Origin of the sequence: Epilithonimonas mollis, assembly GCF_900142325.1 — a bacterium.
Lineage (GTDB): Bacteria > Bacteroidota > Bacteroidia > Flavobacteriales > Weeksellaceae > Epilithonimonas > Epilithonimonas mollis.
Window position 1 is genome coordinate 1 of the sequence record NZ_FRAM01000011.1, and the last position, 3,083, is coordinate 3,083.

4 protein-coding genes and 1 riboswitch are annotated in these 3,083 nt (G+C 39.1%); all 4 genes read right to left on the reverse strand.

All coding sequences use genetic code 11. From position 1 onward, the window contains the following. A partial coding sequence (gene tenA, locus BUA97_RS16880; RefSeq protein WP_073000688.1) for a thiaminase II occupies window positions 1-647 on the reverse strand: 647 nt, incomplete at its 3' end. After that, on the reverse strand, window positions 634-1,467 hold the full coding sequence (gene thiD, locus BUA97_RS16885; protein WP_073000692.1) for a bifunctional hydroxymethylpyrimidine kinase/phosphomethylpyrimidine kinase: 834 nt from the start codon (window positions 1,465-1,467) through the stop codon (window positions 634-636). The genes tenA and thiD, both read right to left, overlap by 14 nt. Next, window positions 1,464-2,102, reverse strand: a complete 639-nt coding sequence (gene thiE, locus BUA97_RS16890; protein WP_073000699.1) for a thiamine phosphate synthase — start codon at window positions 2,100-2,102, stop codon at window positions 1,464-1,466. Before thiE ends, thiD begins: the two co-directional genes overlap by 4 nt. Then, window positions 2,102-2,896: a hydroxyethylthiazole kinase gene (gene thiM, locus BUA97_RS16895; RefSeq protein WP_175546232.1), complete on the reverse strand. Its 795-nt coding sequence runs from the start codon at window positions 2,894-2,896 to the stop codon at window positions 2,102-2,104. The genes thiE and thiM overlap by 1 nt, the downstream gene beginning before the upstream one ends. Before the next feature lie 61 nt (window positions 2,897-2,957). Then, a riboswitch (TPP riboswitch) is annotated at window positions 2,958-3,050 on the reverse strand. Between the last annotated feature and the right edge of the window lie 33 nt (window positions 3,051-3,083).

The following is a 3,083-nucleotide window of genomic DNA, read 5'->3' on the forward strand; positions in this document are numbered from 1 at the left end:
ATCCATTTTTTTAAATTATAAGCTGCATCCCAGAATTTATATTCCATTCTTGAGGAGGTTACATAGGCTTGTTCCATTTTTTGTCTGATTGCAGGAGTAGTTTCCGATGCAACCTCATCACATAGCCTGATAGCTTGCTTTACAGCATTTGAAAACTCTTCTCCACCGTAAGTATCTATCCACTTTTGATATGGATTATTTTTGATTTTAAAATTGTTGTAAATATGATCTCCAACCTTTTTATAGATCCAGAAGCAGGGTAGTACTGCAGCCATTGCAATCTCTACAGAATCCAATGCCGCTGTACTCTTAATGTAATGCACATAATGATGGCAGGCGGGCTGTATCTCGCCTTTTTCCGTAATTCCGAAATCATTAAAATAGGATTCATGAAGCATATTTTCTACGACTATGGCAGTTTCAGCGTACTTGAGGTAATCTAAAGTATGGCTGATACTGTTTGCTCTAGCTGCTATCAATGCCAATGCTCTTCCGAAGTGTTCAAGATACAAAGAATCCTGCGCCATATAAAATTGGAATTTTTCTACTGGCAAAGTGCCTTTAGCCAATTCTGTAACGAAAGGCATTTCAAGGATAGATTCATATGTATGTTCAGTTTGTTTCCAAGTTGATTCAGACCAAGTCATTTTTAATTTGTTTATGTGGGTTAAAAAAGTGATTAAGCGGACCATTACCATTTCCGGTAATTACATCTTTTCCGTTCCTGATTGCCTCAAAAACATATTGTTGTCCCAGCTTCACTGCCGTGGATAATTCTTCACCTCGTGCAAGGTAGGCAGCGATTGCTGAAGAAAGTGTGCATCCGGAACCGTGGGTATTATTGGTGATAAACTTCTCAGTCTCCAAAGAAGATTGATCTCCCTTTTCATCGAAAAATATGGAGGTTACTGTTGGAGATTCCTGATGTCCACCTTTTAGTAATATGTTTTTGCAACCAGAGCTTAGTATCTTTTTTCCTGCAGTTCGCATATCTTCCAAATTTTTCACTTCCATACCGGCAATTATAGATGCCTCATCCATATTTGGTGTAATGATCTCCGAAATGGGGAATAATTTTTCGATAATCGCTGTGACTGTTTTTTCTTCTATCAACCGATCACCACTGGTAGCAACCATTACAGGGTCAAATACAATAGGAATCTTTGGGTATTTATTCAAAGTGTCAATAATTGTATCAACCAATTGCGGGGTATGAACCATTCCAATTTTAATGGCCTGGGGAACAATGTCATCCAGCACTGCTTCAATTTGATCTGCCACTGCTTCCATCGGAATGGGATATATTTTCCGAACTCCCATCGTATTTTGTACCGGAAGTGCAGTGAGAACAGACGTTGCATAACATCCTAAGGCTGAGATCGTCTTTATGTCTGCCTGAATACCGGCACCGCCACTGCTGTCAAATCCGGCAATTGTCAATACAGAAGGATAGGTGTATTTTTTCATTTTAGTATTTGATTTTTAAGTTCAAAAGCGGCTTTTTCTGGATTTTCTGCCGCACAAATAGCAGAGATAACAGCCACTGCGTCCGCACCCGCTTTAATAACGGAACTTACATTTGATAAATTGATATTGCCGATGGCGACCAATGGCTTATCCGTCAAAGATCGTATTTGAGATAGGCCATCCAGACCCCATTCCGTAACGGTGTCTTTTTTGGTATCGGTTCTGAATATCGGACTGATGCCCAAATAGTCTGATACTTTTGTATGTTCATTTTCCAACTGATGGAGATATTCAATGGAATATCCGATAATTTTATCTTGCAAGAATTGTTGATCTCGAAGAACTGATGGAGATCTGTCATTGTTTCCTACGTGTACGCCTGCAGAATTAATTTTTTCAGCCACTTTACAATGATCATTGATAATAAGTGGAATATTGTATTTATCGGTGATGTCTTTTAGTTTTAAAGCTTTAACAAGAAAATCTTCGGTTGAGGCTTTCTTTTCACGAAGCTGAATAATATCCACACCTCCTAAAATTGATTGTTCGGCAACTTTAAGAAAATCTTTACCGAGACAATCTTTTTCTGAAATGACCAAATATAACTGATAAGGAAAAGAAGGAGATATGGTCATCATTCGATCAGCTTTAAATGGATGAAAAATTCCTCTTCAGTCATATTATACAATTTGTCAATCAGGTGTAGCTGTAAGCTTCCCGGACCTGCACTTTTTTCTGAGGCCAATTGTCCTGCAATACCTATGAGGCACATTGCGGAAACTACGGCTTCCATCTTATTTTCAATGGATCCGATAAAAGCACCAATAATAGCTGAGGCAGAGCAACCGAGTCCCGTAACTCTTGTCATCATTGGATGTCCGTTTTTCAAATAAATAATTCGATTGCCGCTAACGATAATATCAGTTGCACCTGAAATACATACCACCGAATTGCAGTTTTGCGATAGGATTTTTGCCGCTTCAACAGCCTCATCACTCTGCGCTGTACTGTCCACCCCTTTTGTGTTTATTTTATCAACCTTTGCAAGAGCAATTATCTCGGAAGCATTGCCACGGATAACAGTGGGATTTAAATAAATTAGCTTATTTAAAAGTGAGTCACGATAGGAACTTGCACCTGCGCCTACGGGATCTACGATCCAGGGCTTTTGTAATTGGTTGGCTTTTCGCGATGCCAAAATCATGGCTTCCTCCCAATATTCGTCCAGTGTTCCAATGTTTATCACTAGTGAATCAGAAATGTTGACCAGGTCTTCCACTTCAGATTTTGCATGAGCCATAATGGGGGATGCGCCAATTGCCAGAAGGGCATTTGCGGTATTATTCATCACGACATAGTTGGTGATATTGAGAACTAGGGGAGATTGTTTTCTTAGTTGCAGGACGTGTTGCCAGAGATTATTTTCCATTCTAATATTTTTAAAAACAAAAGCTTTAGGATAAAATCCGGAACAACAGCCATAGCAGGAATTATGACATATTGCTTTTCCCTACGTCGGTGTAAGCCGTATCAGGTTCAAAGGGACTCTCTCAATTCTTTTCAGAATACCCCTAAAGCGTTAAGCAAAAGTATTGAAAAATAATCAATCTTTATGA

Bases quoted from the DNA above. Each gene is read 5' to 3' on its own strand.
- thiM (WP_175546232.1), bottom strand. From the start codon at position 2,896: ATGGAAAATAATCTCTGGCAACACGTCCTGCAACTAAGAAAACAATCT.
- thiE (WP_073000699.1), bottom strand. From the start codon at position 2,102: ATGACCATATCTCCTTCTTTTCCTTATCAGTTATATTTGGTCATTTCA.
- thiD (WP_073000692.1), bottom strand. From the start codon at position 1,467: ATGAAAAAATACACCTATCCTTCTGTATTGACAATTGCCGGATTTGAC.